The 14,829-nt window shown below is 71.4% G+C and carries 11 protein-coding genes; 3 read left to right on the top strand and 8 right to left on the bottom strand.

Going from position 1 to position 14,829, the window contains the following annotated elements; all coding sequences use genetic code 11:
* The first annotated feature begins 150 nt into the window (after nt 1-150).
* Entirely contained in the window at nt 151-1,179 is a 1,029-nt protein-coding gene (locus GWK25_RS37210; protein WP_215455869.1) for a glycosyltransferase family 2 protein, read from the top strand.
* A 109-nt stretch (nt 1,180-1,288) separates the two neighbouring features.
* Here the strand turns inward: GWK25_RS37210 and GWK25_RS37205 are convergent, their stop codons facing one another.
* The 4 genes from GWK25_RS37205 to GWK25_RS37190 all read right to left on the bottom strand — a co-directional run bounded on the left by GWK25_RS37205 (nt 1,289) and on the right by GWK25_RS37190 (nt 7,475).
* Complete coding sequence (locus GWK25_RS37205) at nt 1,289-3,019, bottom strand: LCP family protein (RefSeq protein WP_215455868.1); 1,731 nt, start codon at nt 3,017-3,019, stop codon at nt 1,289-1,291.
* A gap of 288 nt (nt 3,020-3,307) precedes the next feature.
* The gene (locus GWK25_RS37200) at nt 3,308-5,059 is read right to left on the bottom strand and encodes an LCP family protein (RefSeq protein ID WP_215455867.1); all 1,752 of its coding nucleotides are present in this window, start codon (nt 5,057-5,059) and stop codon (nt 3,308-3,310) included.
* Between the two features lie 244 nt (nt 5,060-5,303).
* Entirely contained in the window at nt 5,304-6,500 is a 1,197-nt protein-coding gene (locus GWK25_RS37195; protein ID WP_215455866.1) for an LCP family protein, read from the bottom strand.
* Between the two features lie 219 nt (nt 6,501-6,719).
* Complete coding sequence (locus GWK25_RS37190; RefSeq protein ID WP_215455865.1) at nt 6,720-7,475, bottom strand: TIGR03089 family protein; 756 nt, start codon at nt 7,473-7,475, stop codon at nt 6,720-6,722.
* Between the two features lie 120 nt (nt 7,476-7,595).
* Here GWK25_RS37190 and GWK25_RS37185 point away from each other — a divergent pair, with 120 nt between their 5' ends.
* A complete protein-coding gene (locus GWK25_RS37185) occupies nt 7,596-9,053 on the top strand; it encodes a peptidoglycan recognition protein (RefSeq protein ID WP_215455864.1) in 1,458 nt (485 codons plus the stop codon).
* A 201-nt stretch (nt 9,054-9,254) separates the two neighbouring features.
* Entirely contained in the window at nt 9,255-10,337 is a 1,083-nt protein-coding gene (locus GWK25_RS37180) for an NDP-sugar synthase (protein ID WP_215455863.1), read from the top strand.
* Between the two features lie 200 nt (nt 10,338-10,537).
* Here GWK25_RS37180 and GWK25_RS37175 read toward each other — a convergent pair whose 3' ends face one another.
* The 4 genes from GWK25_RS37175 to GWK25_RS37160 form a co-directional block, all read right to left on the bottom strand.
* The gene (locus tag GWK25_RS37175; protein WP_215455862.1) at nt 10,538-11,539 is read right to left on the bottom strand and encodes a DNA-3-methyladenine glycosylase; all 1,002 of its coding nucleotides are present in this window, start codon (nt 11,537-11,539) and stop codon (nt 10,538-10,540) included.
* A gap of 178 nt (nt 11,540-11,717) precedes the next feature.
* Nucleotides 11,718-13,034 (bottom strand): coenzyme F420-0:L-glutamate ligase, encoded by a 1,317-nt coding sequence (locus tag GWK25_RS37170; protein ID WP_215457858.1) that lies wholly within the window; start codon nt 13,032-13,034, stop codon nt 11,718-11,720.
* Between the two features lie 59 nt (nt 13,035-13,093).
* Entirely contained in the window at nt 13,094-14,053 is a 960-nt protein-coding gene (gene cofD, locus GWK25_RS37165; protein ID WP_215455861.1) for a 2-phospho-L-lactate transferase, read from the bottom strand.
* Nucleotides 14,054-14,168: 115 nt separating this feature from the next.
* Nucleotides 14,169-14,666, bottom strand: a complete 498-nt coding sequence (locus GWK25_RS37160) for a cysteine dioxygenase family protein (protein ID WP_215455860.1) — start codon at nt 14,664-14,666, stop codon at nt 14,169-14,171.
* Nucleotides 14,667-14,829 lie beyond the last annotated feature (163 nt).

The raw sequence follows: 14,829 nt of genomic DNA, 5'->3' as shown, positions 1-14,829 counted from the left end.
TGGACACGGGGGACACCTCCGCGAGACCGGTCAGGGGAAGGGGAGAAGTCAGAGAACCTTGAGCACCGTAGGGTCCCGGTCTCCGCGCCCCGCGCACGCGACCGGGCGGCGCGCGTTCGTGTCCCCCGTTCGCGGTAACGTGAGCCCCCTATGAACGCCAAGCCCGACGTGCAGCTCCCCGCCGTGTCCGTGATCATGCCCGTCCTCAACGAGGAGCGGCATCTGCGCGGAGCCGTCCAAGCGATCCTCGCGCAGGAGTACGCCGGCGAGATGGAGGTCGTGATCGCCCTCGGTCCGTCCACGGACCGCACGGACGAGATCGCCGCCGAGCTCGTACGCGAAGACCCGCGCGTCCACACGGTCCCGAACCCCACCGGCCGGACGCCCGCCGCCCTCAACGCCGCGATCAAGGCATCCCGCCACCCGATCGTGGTCCGGGTCGACGGCCACGGCATCCTCTCCCCGAACTACATCGCCACCGCGGTCCGGCTCCTGGAGGAGACCGGCGCGCAGAACGTCGGCGGCATCATGCACGCCGAGGGCGAGAACGACTGGGAGCACGCGGTCGCAGCCGCCATGACCTCGAAGATCGGGGTCGGCAACGCCGCCTTCCACACGGGCGGCGAGGCGGGTCCGGCCGAGACGGTCTACCTGGGTGTCTTCCGCCGCGAGGCGCTGGAGCGGCAGGACGGCTACAACGTGGAGTTCATCCGCGCCCAGGACTGGGAGCTGAACTTCCGGATCCGTGAGGCGGGCGGCCTGATCTGGTTCTCGCCCGAGCTGCGGGTGTCGTACCGGCCACGGCCCAGCGTGAAGGCGCTCGCCAAGCAGTACAAGGACTACGGGCGCTGGCGGCACGTCGTCGCCCGCTACCACGAGGGTTCCATCAACCTGCGCTACCTCGCCCCGCCGACCGCGGTGTGCGCGATCGTGGCCGGCACCCTGGTGGGCGCCCTGGTGACCCCGCTGGGCTTCGTCGTCCCCGGCGGCTATCTCGCGGCGATCGTCGCGGGCTCGATCCCGGCGGGCAGGGGGCTGCCGCTCAAGGCCCGCCTGCAGATCCCCGTCGCCCTCGCCACCATGCACATGTCCTGGGGCTTCGGCTTCCTCACCAGCCCCCGGTCCCTGGCGAAGAAGGTCATCGCGTCCCGCCGCCCCGCGGTGCCGGCCGAGGGCTGAGCACCCCCGTACGGACGGACGAGCAGGGCCCCTCACGTCGATGGCGTGAGGGGCCCTGCTCGGCTATGGACGGCTCGCTGCCCGGTTCAGTCACGGGCGGCCGGTGCGTTCACCAGGTGAACCCCGGATTGACCTTCATGCAGGCCTCCTTGTTCGCGCCGTTGAGGGCCTCCGCCGACTCCGGGGTCTTGTCGTCCTCCTTCTCGGCCTCGTACGACTTCCCCTCCCGCCAGTCGGCCCCGACGACGAGCGTGACACCGCTGACGTTCGTGGACTTCTCCACCTGGCCCAGCGGGATGCCGAGGGCCTTGGCGACGGCCTGGGCGTCGCCCTCCAGCTCGGCGCTCGGGAAGCGCACGACCGTCTTGTCCTCGGCGGTCGCGGTGGTCGCGTCGGACGAGGACTTGGCGAAGCCGTCCTCCACCAGCAGTTGGGACACCGTGTGCGCGCGGCCGGCGACCGGGGCGAGGGTGGAGGTCATGGTGCCGTTGACCACCAGCACCCCGATCTCGTCCTTCGCCGCCGCCGGGTCGTCGGACGTCGCGTCCTCGGTGGCGGCCTTCTTCTTGTCCTTGCCGTCCAGGGAGATGTCCTCGCGCACCAGCCGGAACAGCTTCTCCGCGTCGCCCTCCTTGGGGACGACGCGCGCGCCGGCGTACGTGTACGGCATCGTCGTCATCGTGATCCGGGCGGGCTCGACCTTGCGCAGCTCCGTGCTCAGGTCGTACAGCTTGGCGACGTCACCGAGGCCCTCGTCGACGGTGAGCGCGTCGGTGGCCTCCTCGGCGAGCCTGCGCAGCTTGTTCGGGTTGGTGATCGTGGCGTTCTCGCGCAGTTCGCGCACCATCGCGTTCATGTACTGGTGCTGGGCCCTGGCGCGCGCGATGTCGCTGCCGTCCTCGAAGCCGTAGCGGGTGCGCAGCCACTGCAGGGCCTGCTTGCCCTTGATGTAGGTGGTGCCCTTCTCCAGCTTCAGCCCCGAGCCCTTGCCGTCGCTGGTGTGCGAGTAGATGTTGGCGTCGACGCAGACGGGCACGCCGCCGATCGCGTCGGCCATCGACACCACGCCGGAGAAGTCGACCATCATGAAGTGGTCGATGCGGATCCCGGTCAGCTTCTCCCAGGTGGCGACCGTGCAGCCGGGGCCGCCGCGCTCCAGCGACTGGTTCGTCATCACGTGGGTGAGCGCCTCGTACACCTCGCCGCTGTCCGGGTCGGTGCACTTGGGGATGTCCAGCAGGGTGTCGCGGGGCATGCTGACGACCGACATGTTGGTGCGGTCGGCCGACAGGTGCAGCAGCATCTGGACGTCGGCCAGTGCCGGTCCGTTGAAGTTCTCCTTGGCGCCGCCGAGCTTCTGGTTCTCGGCGGTGTCCCGCGCGTCCGAACCGATCAGCAGGATGTTCAGCGGGGTCTGGCCGGCCGCGTTCGGTGTCGGCTCGGCGATCTTCGTGTCGCCGAGGTTCAGCTTCTCCTTCTTGATGTTGCCGTTGAGGTGCTGGTAGTAGAGGTAGCCGGCACCGGCGGTGCCGAGTATCACCACCGCCAGGACCGTCGCCGACCAGCGCAGCACCCGTCTGCGCCGGGGCCTTCCGGGGGCCTTCGCGCGCCCCCGGCCACCGCCGGAGCCGTCTCGGCGCTTCCGTCCGCCCTGCTCGGGCACCCTGACGTCCGTGTCGCCGTCCGAGCCGGACGCCTCGCCCTTCGGACCCGGGTCTGCCTTCGGACCCGGCTCCCCCTCCGAACCCGGGTCCCCCTTCGGATCCAGGTCCCCGTCCTGCTCGCCGGGTTCCTCGACACGCGGTCGCCCCCCGTCCCCGCGCACGTCGCTCCGTACCATCTCCCTGCCCCTCCCCACCCTGCCGTGGCGGGGCCGTCCCCGCCTCCTGTTGGACCGTCGAGAACCCAACCTGGATGTACTCATGTTCTGTTGAACGCGTCATGTGTTCCGACCGGATGACATGCGGACACGGGTCGGCGGCGGCACGTACCGCCCCACGGCATTTTCGACGACGTTCAGAACCGACCGGGCGGGCGCGTCGTCGCGCCCGCCCGGCGCATCACCGGATCTCTCGGCTGTCCTGTACTGCTCGCGTCCGGTAGGACGCGCCATGACCCCCTCAGGTCATCAACTGGCGCACTTTTCCTTGTCCGCCGTGTTCTTCTGGACGTCCAGATCCGCCGCCGAGCCGCCGCTGAGCGGCACCCCGGCTCCCTTGAAGTCCTCGCCCAGGGTCAGCACCATCGAGGGCAGTCCCTGGGAGTTGGTCTCGCTGTTGCCCTTGCCGGGCTTCAGCGCGGACGCGGACAGACCCATCAGGTCGGCCAGCTTGCGCGCCTGGTCGGCCTGGTCCGGGTCGTACGCGAGGGTCGTCTTCTTCAACGTCTTGTCGGCGTTGCCGAGTTGGCTGGACTTGGTCACGCCGACATCATTCTGCAGCCAGCTGAGGGTGGACTGTGCGCTGCCGGCCTTGGCACCGCCGTTGTAGACGTTGACCCGGACCTCGGAGGCGTCGGCGCGCGAGCCCTTGAGCTTCGCGGCCTCCTTCTCCTTCTGCTGCTTCTTCACCTCGGTGAGCGAGACGTCGTTCCTGATGGTCTGGAAGAGCTGCTCGGCCTTGCCCGGGGTGGGCAGCACGGTCGCGCCGTCCGTGTTGTCGACGACCGGAACGGTGGTGAAGGTGATGTTCTTCGTCTTCACCTTGCCGACCTCCTGGCCGAGCGAGGCCAGCACCTTGATGTCGGAGATCTTGGAGTCGACCGAGAGCGCGCTGGTGGCGGCCTCCGCGAGGTCCAGTACCTTCGTCGGGTCGGTCAGCGTGTCCTTGGACTTCATCTGGCGGATCATCGAGCTGAGGAACTGCTGCTGCAGCTCGATCCGGCTCAGGTCGCTGCCGAGGCCCACGCTGTAGCGGGTGCGCAGGAACGCCAGCGCCTCCTCGCCCTCGATGGTGTGCTTGCCCGCGGTGAGGTCCAGCTTGGACTTGGAGTCCTTGATGTCCTTCTCCAGGCACACCTCGACACCGCCGATGGCCGTGGAGAGCGTCTTCACCGCGTTGAAGTCGGCGACCATGAAGTGGTCGGACTTGATGCCGGTCAGCTCCTCCACGGTGCGCATCGTGCAGCTCGGCGTGCGGCCGTACTGACCGAGGCTCGTGTTGAACCGGACGTTGGGCGTGGCCGCGATGTCCTTGGTCGAGCCGTCCTCCTGCGTCGTCGGACACTCCGGGATGTCCACGATCATGTCGCGCGGGATGCTCATCGCGGTCGCGTTCGTGCGGTCCTTGGAGACGTGCAGCAGGATCGTGGTGTCGGCGTGGCCGACGCTGTCCTTGTCGCCGTAACTCCCGTTGCCCGCGCCGGTCCGCTTGTCCGTGCCGATCACCAGCAGGTTGATCGCCCGGTCCTTGCTGAAGCCGCCGGTGCCCGCGCCGTCGTCCGAGATCTTCTGGATGTTGTTGTTGAGGTGCTGGTAGTAGAGGTAGGCAGCGCCAGTCACGCCCACCAGTACGAACGCCAGCGTGCCGCCGGTCCACACCAGTATCCGCTTGCCCGTCGACTTCTTGGGCTTCGTCCTGCCCCGGCCGCCCCGGCGGCCCGGCAGCGGGTCCTCCTCGGGCGTGCCCCGCCGGCGCCGGGGTCCCGGCAGCGTGTCGGGGATCTCCCGGGTGTCCGTGCCCGCCGACGCGGAGCGCGCGGACGTTCCGCCGCCCGCGGCCCTGGCCCCCGCCGCCGCGGCCGTGGCCCGGCGCGGCCTCGGCACCGCCGACTGCGGTGCGGAAGGGGTCAGTCGCAGTTCGTATTCACCGGTGCTCGGGTTGAGTACCCACTGGTCTGCGGGGTCGATGTCGTCCGCCCGCCCACGGCCTTGCGCGTCCACGGTTGTCTGATTCCTCCGTCGGGGCCACGCGGCGTCTTCCCCCTCAAAAGACGCTCGGGTCTCGCTGCAAGTGGTGCGTGACCGGAAGGCCTGACACACCGGATCGCTCACACTAGCCGCACGATCAGGTGTCCAGCGACGGCGGTGACAAATTGCACGTCCATACAACCGGGCAATTCGCCCATTTCCTAGAGCATTTGTTCCTTGTGTTGACGTGCGCTTTACACGCGGAACCCCCCAGGAGTCATCCGCAGTCCTTCTCGGCGGCCGTACTGCCGCGGAAAGTCGGTACGGGATCGGGTGTCCCGGAGAGGCTCCCCGAAAGCTCTTCCGAATGCCCTTCCCGTGTCCCCTCGGGGAGTTCGCGGGCCACCGCCACGGGCGCGTCGGCGCGCAGCCGTGCGAAAAGGCTCCGCGCCGCCGGCTCGACGAGCTCGTCACGATTGGCGTCGTACGCATACGACTTCCGGGGAACGGTCAGGAATTGCACCTTTTCCATGGGGATCGTGCGCAGCCCGCGCACAAGGTCGTAGAGTCCGCGCAGACTCGCCAATCCCGGGTCCGTGGTGAGCGATGAGGTGGCCGCGTCGAGCACCGGATACAGCTTCACGGGATTCAGCAGGACGTCATTGCCGCGTACCTTCGTCGCCAGCGCCGCGAGGAACCGCTGCTGCCGGTCCATCCGCTCCGTGTCGCTGCCGTCACCCAGTGACTTGCGGGCCCGCACATATCCCAGTGCCTGTTCCCCGTCGAGTTTCACCCTGCCCGCGGGCAGCCGCAGGTCGGCCTGTTTGTCGTGAATGGGTTCGGTGAGGCACACCTCCACCCCGTCCACGGCGTCGACCATCTCCTTGAAGCCGTTGAAGTCCACCACGACGTGGTGGTCGATCCTGATATCGGTCATGCGCTCGACCGTGCGAATCGTGCAGGCCGAACCGCCGCTCTGGAACGCGTAGTTGAGCATGGTGAACACCGGCTCGGTCCGACTGCCGTCCGGCCGCCGGCAGCTCGGCACGTCCACCATCAGGTCCCGGGGCAGCGACACCGCGGTCGCGCTGCGCCGGTCCGCCGCGAGATGCAGCAGGATCGTCGTGTCGGACCGCTCGGTGCCCGAGTCCCGCCCGTACTCGCCGTTCTCGTCGCCCGACCGCGAGTCCGACCCGATGACGAGGATGTTCTGCGCGCCCCGCACCAGCGCCGTCGGCCGCTCCTTCTCGTACCGCGCCAGCTCGTCCGCCGCCGTCCGGTCCGAGGTGATGTTCCCGTCCAGCTTCTGGTACGCCGCCCACCCCGCGCCCAGGGCGCCGGCGACCACCAGGACGGCGCCGGCCCCGACCCACCGCGCCCACCGACGCCGACGGTGACGCCGGGGTCCGAGCCCGGTGGGCGAACCGCCCGCACCGGGCCCCAGCCCACGCGCCTGCCCTCCGACGTCGTCCACTTCCGGCCACCCCTCACGGCGTACGAGCGAGTCGTTGCTCCTACGACGATGGCCCGGGACGGGGGTGGCGGCGGCCGGTGCTGGGCCGAACGGGGGATGGTCGCGCCCCGAAGGGGCGCGGGGAACTGCGCGAGCAACCACGACGCACCCGCAGCCGCCGGCCGACCTCACCCCCCACGGTGGCCCCGCGGCCCAACTACCCCAACCCCCGAGACCGCGTCACCGCGAAACCGAGGTCACCCGCTCGCTCTCGATCCGCTTGGCGAGCGCGTCCTCGCCCAACCCCTCAAGATGCCGGCACAGCACCACGGACCCCCCGCTGGCGAGCGGTCCGTACAACCCGGCGGCCAGCCCTTCCCACGTGTCGTACCCCAGCCCCGACAGCAGACGGGACCCCGGCCCCGTCAGCCCCAGTCCGGCGGCTTCGGCGCGGGCCCGCTCCACGACCTCCGCCCCGCTGAACTCCCGCCCGGCCACGACCAGCGCCGCGTCCTCGGGATCCACCGGCGCGTACGCCACGAACCGGTCACCCTGCGACGGCACCTCGACGGCGTAGTCCGCGAACCCGGCGGGCGCCTGCGGGAACCGCCCTCCGAGCGGCCGCAGCGCGAGAGCGATCCGCTCCCCGGAGCACGCCCGGGCCGCGTCCAGCGTGTCCGGCCCGCTCACCACGACGTCGGCCGCCGCCGGGTCCCCGCCGACCTCGGCGACCACCCCGACCGACGAACACGCGAGCAGCCACACCGCCGTCTGCCAGTGCGCAGGCAGCAGCAGCGCGACCCGGTCGCCCGGTTCCGCGGACAACTCGCCCTGGAGGAGGTTCGCGGTCTTGGCCACCCAATTGGCGAAGGTGGCCACGGACAATTCGACCCGCTCGCCCGTGGCGTCGTCGTAGAAGGTCACCAGCGGGCGCGCGGGATCCGCGGTCAGTGCGGATCGCAGCAGGTCGGCAGGGGTGCGGTCGGTGGTGTTCATCCGCGTAAGGGTACGCGGGGACGCCCGCGCCCGTGGTTCCCTGCGGACCCGAAAGCTAACCGGTTCGGCGCAGCGGAGCCGACGACCCGTCAATTCCGCGATGGACAGATATGTATGAATATGTCCAGGATCGGAAGCATGCGTAGATCACGATTCCTCGCGTCCTCGATCGGCGTCACCTGCGCCGCGGCACTCGCCCTCCCGGCGGCCCTCCCGGCGACGGCCTCCGCGGCGACCCCGACGGACTCGTCCTCCGCGGCGGTCCACACCCTGGCGCGATCCTCGACCCCCACCCGTCCGCTCGCGCTCGCCCCCGTGCCGGGCAGCACCCAGTCACTCCCCCTCGTCCCCCTGGGAGTGGACCGCAACCTCGGCCCGGCCGCCCCCGAACAGGGCCTCGGCAAGCGGGACGTACGGTCGTTCTCCCTGGTCGGCGTCGTCTGGGACAACCCGGACGCCGAGCTTGAGGGCCGCGTCCAGGTCCGTACCCGTTCGACGGACACCGCCCGCTGGTCGGGCTGGCAGGACGTCGAGACGCACAACCACGAGCACGCCGCCGACCCGGACACCGCCGAACGCTCCTCGGGCCGGGTGCGCGGCTCCACCGCTCCGCTGTGGGTCGGCGACTCGGACGGCGTCGAGGTGCGCGTGCGCGCCGAGACCCGGGGCCGTACGGCCGCTCCGGGCGTCCAGTTGCTCCCGGACGGCCTACGTCTGGAGCTGGTCGACCCCGGCGTCGGCGCCCCCGACGGCGCGGCGGGCCCGGCTGCCGCGACGGGTGCCGCGCACAGCGCGGAACCCCCGCCCGTCGGCACCGTGGACGCCCCCAGGCTGGGCGCGCTGACCGTCGAGTCGGCCGCCGCCTCCGCCGTGAACGCCGATCTCGCGCCGCTCGGCTCGACCGCGATCCCGGCGCTGTCGCGCAAGGAGACGGTGGAGCGGCTGGCGACGGCGGTTCCCGGTGCGAAGCCGTACATCGGGCCGCGTCCACGCATCGTCACGCGGGCCGGCTGGGGGGCCGACGAGAAGCTGCGCGAGCGCGACTTCCGCTACACCAAGCGGGTCAGCGCGGCCTTCGTCCACCACACCGCTTCGGGCAACAACTACAAGTGCGCGCAGGCTGCTTCAGTCATCCGCAGTATCTACCGCTACCACGTCGTGAGCAGCGGCTGGCGCGACATCGGCTACAACTTCCTCGTCGACAAGTGCGGAAACATCTACGAGGGACGCGCGGGTGGTGTCGCGAAGCCCGTCATGGGTGCCCACACCCTCGGTTTCAACACGAACAGCATGGGTGTCGCGGTCATCGGCAGTTTCGGCAGCACCAAGCCGCCCGCCGCGACGGTCAAGGCGATCGCGCAACTAACAGCCTGGAAACTGGGTCTTTACGGAGCGAACCCGAAGGGGAAGACATACCTCACCTCGGGTGGCGGCAATCTCTACCCAAAAGGTAAGAAGGTACGACTGAACGTGATCTCCGGCCACCGTGACGGGTTCGCGACCGAGTGCCCGGGGGGGCGCCTTTACGGAAAGCTCGGTACGGCCCGCTCGGAGGCGGCCCGCTTGCAGGGCCGGTGACCGTCCGGAGGCCACGCGGACACGACACACAGCACAGGTCGAGGGCGCGCCCGTCGCGCCCTCGACGCACACCACCGTTGACGTGCCTCTTGGCACGTCAACGGCTCTACGCACGGCCGCGAAGGCGCCATGGAACGGTCTGCATACACTGGCCGGTCGAATGACAGTTCGGCCGGTCCCGGCAGGAAGCAGAGACGACAGGTGACAGAAGCGATCCTCCTGGTCGGCGGCAGAGGTACCCGGCTGCGTCCGCTCACGGTGCACACTCCGAAGCCCATGGTCCCGGCGGCCGGAGTCCCTTTCCTCACGCACCAGTTGGCGAGAGCCAGAGCGGCGGGCGTGGACCACATAGTCCTCGCCACCTCCTACCTCGCCGAGGTCTTCGAACCCCACTTCGGCGACGGTTCCGCCCTCGGCCTCCACCTCGAGTACGTCACGGAGGAAGAGCCGCTGGGCACGGGCGGCGCGATCCGCAACGCCGCCTCGCACCTCCACTCCGGCCCCGAGGACCCCGTCCTCGTCTTCAACGGCGACATCCTGACCGGTCTGGACATCCGCCGCCTGGTCGCCACCCACGAGTCCACCGGCGCGGACGTCTCCCTCCACCTGACCCAGGTGACCGACCCCCGCGCCTACGGCCTCGTCCCCACCGACGAGACCGGCCGGGTCCTGGCCTTCCTGGAGAAGCCCCAGACCCCCGAGGAGATCGTCACCGACCAGATCAACGCGGGGGCGTACGTCTTCCGCCGCTCGGTCATCGACACGATCCCGGCGGGCCGCCCGGTCTCGGTGGAACGCGAGACGTTCCCGGACCTCCTCGCCGCGGGTGCCCACCTCCAGGGCATGGTCGACTCCACGTACTGGCTGGACCTCGGCACCCCCGCGGCCTTCGTCCGGGGCTCCGCCGACCTGGTCCTCGGCCGCGCCCCGTCCCCGGCAGTCCCGGGCCGCTGCGGCGACCGGCTGATCCTGCCCACCGCCCGGGTCGCGGGCGACGCCAAGCTGACCGGCGGCACGGTGGTGGGCGAGGGCGCGTTCGTCGGCGAGGGCGCCCGGGTCTCCGGCAGCACGGTCCTGGCCGGCGCGGTCGTCGAACCCGGCGCCGTCATCACCGACTCCCTGATCGGCGCCCGCGCCCGCATCGGCGAACGCTCCGTCCTCACGGGCACGGTCGTCGGCGACGGCGCGATCATCGGCGCCGACAACGAACTCCGCACAGGCGTCCGAGTCTGGTGCGACGCCCAAATCCCCACGGGAGCGCTCCGCTTCTCGTCGGACCAGTAACTGCCGGTCACGTTGTCGGGTGCGGGTGAGTGGGGCTTCTCGCGCAGTTCCCCGCGCCCCTGAAAAGCAGGGGCTGCGCCCCGTGCTTTTCGCCCCGAAAGGGCCGCAGGCCTCTTTCAGGGGCGCGGGGAACTGCGCGACCAGCCCCCACCGGACGGACGGCGACGGTTCAAGCGGCGCAGCCCTTCGCGGCGGGGGCGCTACAACTTCCCGATGTCCCCCCGAGGCATCCGCGGCACCCTCCGCGCCGGCACCCGCCCCGACAACAGAATCAACCGAGCCGCCCGATGCCGCTGCCCCGCATACGGCTCCAACAACGACAACATCACCGAGTCGTCCGCATCCCGATCCCCCGCCAACGCGAACCCCACGATCCCCGGCAGATGCAGATCCCCCGTGGTCACCTCGTCCGCCGCCCCATGACTGCGCTGCACGGTCTCCGCCGAGGTCCACGGCCCGATCCCCGGCACCACCTCCAACCGCGCCCGCGCCTCCACCGGCGACATCCCCACGGCCTCCTCCAGCCGACCCGCCACCCGCACCGCCCGCAGGATCGTCGACGCCCGCTTGTCGTCGACGCCGGCCCGATGCCACTCCCAGGACGGGATCAGCGCCCACTCCCGTGCCCCGGGCATCACACACATCCGCCCAGGCGCGGGCCCCGGCGCCGGCTCCCCGAACTGCCGTACGAGAAGCCGCCACGCCCGGTACGCCTCGTCCGTCGTGACCTTCTGCTCCAGGACCGACGGGATCAACGACTCCAACACCAGCCCGGTCCGCGTCAGCCGCAACCCCGGCCGCCGCCGCCAGGCCATCGCCACGACCCGGTGCCGGGGCGCGAAGGCCTCGGGCTCGTCCGACGCGCCGAGCAGCGTGGGCACCTGATCGAGCAGCCACTCGGCCCCCGGCCCCCAGGCCTCCGCCTCGACGACCCCGCCCCGCAGCGCGACCCGCAGCGTCCCGACGCCGACCGGTGTACGACTGGCCCGCCACACGGACCCGTCCGGCATGGCGCGGAAGGTCGGATCCCCGGGCCCCCGCCGCAGCGGGCCCAGCACGAGCCCCAGATCGAGCGCCCCCTCGGGCACCCAGGTCCGCCGCCGCCCGGCCACCGTCCCCTGCCGGGGCACCCCACCGGGCACGACGACATGCCCACCCCGCACGGTCGTACGAGTGGGCCGCTGAGGAAAACGTCCGGCCACGAAGAGGTCCTAGGTAGTGAGGGGCGCCCTATGAGCGTAGGGGTGTTTCAGGAGCGGGAGGAACCGCGCAGCGGTGACGCCCAAGGGGCGCGGGGAACTGCGCGAGTAGCCCCACTCGCCCGCACCCGCCAACCGAACCCCAGCCGCCCCGAACCGAAGGCGCCCGGCCCCACCCGCGTCACCGCACCTCGATGAAAGCCCCCGCATCCCGCTCCCCCCGGGCCGGAGGCGCCCCGGCCGCGTGCCCCACGGCCACCGCCCCCATCGGATCCCACTCCTCCGGCAGCCCCAGCACCTCCCGTACGACATCCCGGCAGAACATCGTCGACGACACCCACGCGGACCCCAGCCGCTCCCCGGCCAGCGCGACCAGGAAGTTCTGCACGCCGGCCCCGGTGGCGACGACGAACATCTCCCGCTCGGCCGTGTCCCGCCGCGCGTCCCCGTACATGTGCGAGCCGTCCATCACCAGACACGGCACCACCAGATACGGCGCGCCCCGCAGCACGTCCCCGCGCCGCACCCGCTTCGCGATGGACTCCTCGCTCTTGCCGTCCCGCCGCAGATCCGCGATCCACGCGTCCCGCATGGCGTCGAGCAGTCGCACCCGCGACTCCGCGGACTCCAGCAGCACGAACCGCCACGGCGTCGTGTGGTGCGGCGCCGGCGCGGTCACGGCCGCGGCCACGGCCCGCCGCACCGCGCCTGGGTCGACCGGCTCGTCCGTGAACGCCCGGACCGTACGCCGCTGGGTCACCGCCAGCCGTACGGCCTCGGAGGTGCCGAGCCGGAACATGTCGTCCGCCGCGCCCCGGACCAGGGCCCGGGTCCCCTCGCCGGCGTCCTCGGCCACCACCTGCGCGAGCCCCCGGACGACGGCGACGGGCAGCCCGGCGGCCTTGCCCTTCACCAGGTCACCGGCGCCGGCCAGCTCGTCGGCGGTGGCGACGACGGTCGCGCTGAGCGGATTGCCGTGCGCGTCGGTGCCGCCGCGCAGGTCGTCGAGGACCCGCACCCCGGCCGCGCCGATGGCGACGTCCGTCAGCCCGCTGCGCCAGGGTCGTCCGAACGTGTCGGTGACCAGGACCCCGACGTCGACGCCGAGCGCGTCCCGGATGCCGTCCCGGATCGCCCGCGCGGAGGCGTCGGGGTCCTCGGGCAGCAACAACACGGTCCCGGAAGGGGTGTTGGAGGCGTCGACCCCTGCGGCGGCCATGACCAGCCCCTGCCGGTTCTCCACGATCCGCAGCGGCCCGCGGCGGGCCACCACCCGCACGGTCTCGGCGTCGATCGCGGCCTCCCGGTCGGACGCCTCGACCACCCGCCCCTCCGCCTTGGACACGATCTTGGAGGTGACGAGCACCACGTCCCCGTCGGCCAGCCGAGGTTCGGCGGCGGCGATCAGCTTGGCCAGATCGTCCCCCTGCTGGACCTCGGGGATCCCGGTCGGCGCCCAGACCCGGTAGGCGGGACCGGGCAGACCGTCCGAGGCCACCCGGCCTTCTGCGCCCGTACCCCCGAGCCGGCCGCTCAGCCCCTCGCTCAGCCCGTCGCTCACGCTCCCCGCACCTCCTCCGCCAGTGCCAGCGCCTCACGCGCCATCTGCGCCGTCGCGTCCACGTCGGTCATCATCAGCGGCACGGCCCGGCACCGGATCCCGGCCGTCTCGACCCGCTCGACGACGTCCGCGTCCACCGTGTCGACGAGCCAGCCGTCCAGCAGCCCGGAGCCGTAGTGCTCGGCGACGGCGGCGGCCGTGGACTCGACGCCGACGGCGGCGAGGACCTTGTCGGCCATACCGCGCACGGGCGCGTCGCCGACGATGGGGGAGAGGCCGACGACGGGGACCCCCGCCTCGGCGATGGCCTCCCGGATGCCGGGCACGGCGAGGATGGTGCCGACGGAGACGACGGGGTTCGACGGCGGGAAGAGGATCACGTCCGCCTCGGCGATCGCCTCCAGGACCCCGGGCGCCGGCTTCGCCTGCTCGGCGCCGACGGGCACGATCGCCTCGGCCGGCACGGAGGCCCGCAGCCGTACCCAGTACTCCTGGAAGTGGATGGCCCTGCGCTCGCCGTCCTGCTCGACGGCGACATGGGTCTCGACGCGGTCGTCGGTCATCGGGATGAGCCGCACGCCCGGCTTCCACCGGTCGCACAGCGCCTCGGTGACGGCGCTCAGCGGATATCCGGCGCCGATCATCTGGGTCCGCACGATGTGCGTGGCGAAGTCCCGGTCGCCGAGCCCGAACCACTCGGGACCGACGCCGTACGCCGCGAGCTCCTCCTTGAGGTGGAAGGTCTCGTCGGCCCGGCCCCAGCCCTGTTCCTCGTTGATGCCGTCGCCGAGGGTGTACATCACCGTGTCGAGGTCCGGGCAGACCTTCAGCCCGAAGAGGTGGATGTCGTCCCCGGTGTTGCCGATGACCGTGATGTCCGCGTCCGGCACGGCCCGCTTCAGACCGCGCAGGAACCGGGCACCACCGATGCCGCCTGCCAGAACCACAATGCGCATGGCACTCAGTCTCGCAGGCGGGTGCGACAACGGGTCCCCCGGCCGCGATCACGGCCGGTTTCACGCGCTCGCCGGTGGGCGGGCCCTGCGGGCCCCGCGTGCCCCGGGTGACCGCTCAGGCCGTGACGGTCGCCGCTCGCGCCGTGCAGGCCTTCGTGTGCATCGGCATGTCCGTCAGGCCGGGGTAGTAGACGTGCAGGCTGACGGCCGGTTCCAGCGTGGCGTTGACGACCTCGTGCGCGTAGCCCGGCGCGAACACCCGCTGCGCGCCCGCGCCGAGCACGCGCGTGCTCCGGTCGGTGCGCTCGGTCAGCGTGCCGTCGAGCACGGTCAGCACGCCGGAGGAGCCCCCGTGGTCGTGCAGCCCGGTGCCCTGGCCCGGCAGCCAGGACAGCAGCCACACCTCGTACCCGGGGCCGGTCTGCAGCCGGTGGTACCAGCGGGTGGTCGCGTCGTACTCGACGAGGTGCTCCCACCGGGAGCGGTCGTCGGCGAGGGATCGGGCCAGGCCGGCGAACTCGGCCACGGTGACGGGGTGTTGGCGCGGCTCCTGGAGGAGGTGCGGTACTTCGAGGAGGTCGCCGGCGATCTGGAGGTCGCTGTCGCTGTTCATGAAGAGAAGTGGTCCTCGACGATGAGTGCGTGGGAGAGGGCTGGGTTTCGCGTGTGGGAACAGCAGCCGAGCCGGGACGGGCTCAGTGGCAGCCGGAGCGGGGAAGGCTCAACAGCTGGGACAGCAACAGCTACAGCGGCAGCGGGCAGCACCGTGGGACCCG

The organism is Streptomyces sp. ATCC 21386, from assembly GCF_018728545.1.
In the GTDB taxonomy this organism is placed as follows: Bacteria; Actinomycetota; Actinomycetes; order Streptomycetales; family Streptomycetaceae; genus Streptomyces.
This window is presented reverse-complemented; position numbering and strand designations above follow the sequence as displayed.

Coding starts and splice junctions, on each gene's coding strand:
- GWK25_RS37210 (WP_215455869.1), top strand. CDS start 151: ATGAACGCCAAGCCCGACGTGCAGCTCCCCGCCGTGTCCGTGATCATG.
- GWK25_RS37205 (WP_215455868.1), bottom strand. CDS start 3,019: ATGGTACGGAGCGACGTGCGCGGGGACGGGGGGCGACCGCGTGTCGAG.
- GWK25_RS37190 (WP_215455865.1), bottom strand. CDS start 7,475: ATGAACACCACCGACCGCACCCCTGCCGACCTGCTGCGATCCGCACTG.
- GWK25_RS37185 (WP_215455864.1), top strand. CDS start 7,596: ATGTCCAGGATCGGAAGCATGCGTAGATCACGATTCCTCGCGTCCTCG.
- cofD (WP_215455861.1), bottom strand. CDS start 14,053: ATGCGCATTGTGGTTCTGGCAGGCGGCATCGGTGGTGCCCGGTTCCTG.
- GWK25_RS37160 (WP_215455860.1), bottom strand. CDS start 14,666: ATGAACAGCGACAGCGACCTCCAGATCGCCGGCGACCTCCTCGAAGTA.